The organism is Roseateles sp. P4_D2 (assembly GCF_056401875.1).
Genome location: NZ_JBFUIM010000037.1, coordinates 1 through 1254 on the forward strand (window position 1 = coordinate 1; position 1254 = coordinate 1254).

Annotated in this window: 1 protein-coding gene; it reads left to right on the forward strand. The window is 66.0% G+C overall.

Annotated features, from left to right (window positions below):
- The first annotated feature begins 69 nt into the window (after nucleotides 1-69).
- Nucleotides 70-1229, forward strand: a protein-coding gene (locus AC1DW0_RS29500; protein WP_477949629.1) for an IS3 family transposase whose coding sequence is annotated in 2 segments (ribosomal slippage) — nucleotides 70-334 and nucleotides 334-1229 — 1161 coding nt in all. Because the reading frame shifts where the segments join, the coding sequence is not laid out codon by codon here.
- Nucleotides 1230-1254: the final 25 nt, after the last annotated feature.

A 1254-nucleotide genomic window follows, 5' to 3' on the forward strand; every position in this document is an offset into this window, starting at 1 on the left:
TTGACCTGCTCCCTCCCCGCCGTACCAATCTAAACGAGAGTGAGTCCGTCCTTTTGGAGAATGACGGATATGAGAACCAGCAAGTACAGCGAGCAGCAGATCATTGGCTTCTTGAACCAGGCCACAGCCGGGATGGGCATCAAGGAGCTGTGCCGCAAGGAAGGCTTCAGCGAGGCCACCTTCTACAAGTGGCGGGCCAAGTACGGCGGCCTGCAGGTCAGCGAGGCCGTGCGGCTGCGTGAGCTCGAGGCCGAGAACGGCAAGCTCAAGAAGCTGCTGGCCGAGGCGCACCTGGACATGCACGCGCTCAAGAGCGTGCTGGGTGTAAAGCGCTAGCCCCGCAAGTGCGCCGGGACGCCGCGCGTCGCATGGTGGACGAACACCATTTCAGCGAGCGCCGCGCCTGCCGCCTTGTGGGGCTGAGCCGAGATGCCTATCGCCATCCACCGGTGGTGAGCACAGAGAACCAGACCTTGAGCGAAGCCATCAAGACCATCGCGCTGCAGCGCCGCCGCTTCGGCTACCGACGCATGCACGACCTGCTGCGCACCGCCCACCCGGGCGTCAACCACAAGCGCGTGTACCGGCTGTACCGCGCCGCAGACTTGGCCGTGCGCAAGCGCGCCAAGGCCAAGCGCCCGGTGGGGGCGCGCACGCCGCTGGTGGCGGCCAGCCATGTCAATGCCACGTGGAGCATGGACTTCGTCTCTGACAGCCTGTGCAGCGGCCGGCGGCTGAAGTGCCTGACGGTGGCCGACGACTTCAGCCACGAGTGCGTGGACATCGCGGTGGACTTCGGCATCGGCGGCGAGTACGTCACGCGGCTGCTGGACCAGGCGGCGCGGTTCCGGGGCTACCCCCAGGCTGTGCGCACCGACAACGGACCGGAATTCACCAGCCGCGCGTTCCTGGGCTGGGCCCAGCGGCACGGCATCAAGCACATCCTGATCGAGCCGGGCGCGCCGACGCAGAACGGCTACATCGAGAGCTTCAATGGCAAGTTCCGCGACGAGTGCCTCAACGAGCACTGGTTCGAGACGCTGGCGCAGGCCCGGGTCGTGATCCAGGCCTGGGTACAGGACTACAACGAGGTGCGGCCGCATTCGAGCATCGGCCGCATGCCACCCAGGTGCTTCGCACGCCTTCAACGGCAGCAGGCTGTCGAGGAAGGTTCAGCTTCAACCGCCGCACTGGCGATACCCTTGACCCCCAGGGCTCCCTCGCAATGACTGGTACGGCGATTGGGGGCAGGTC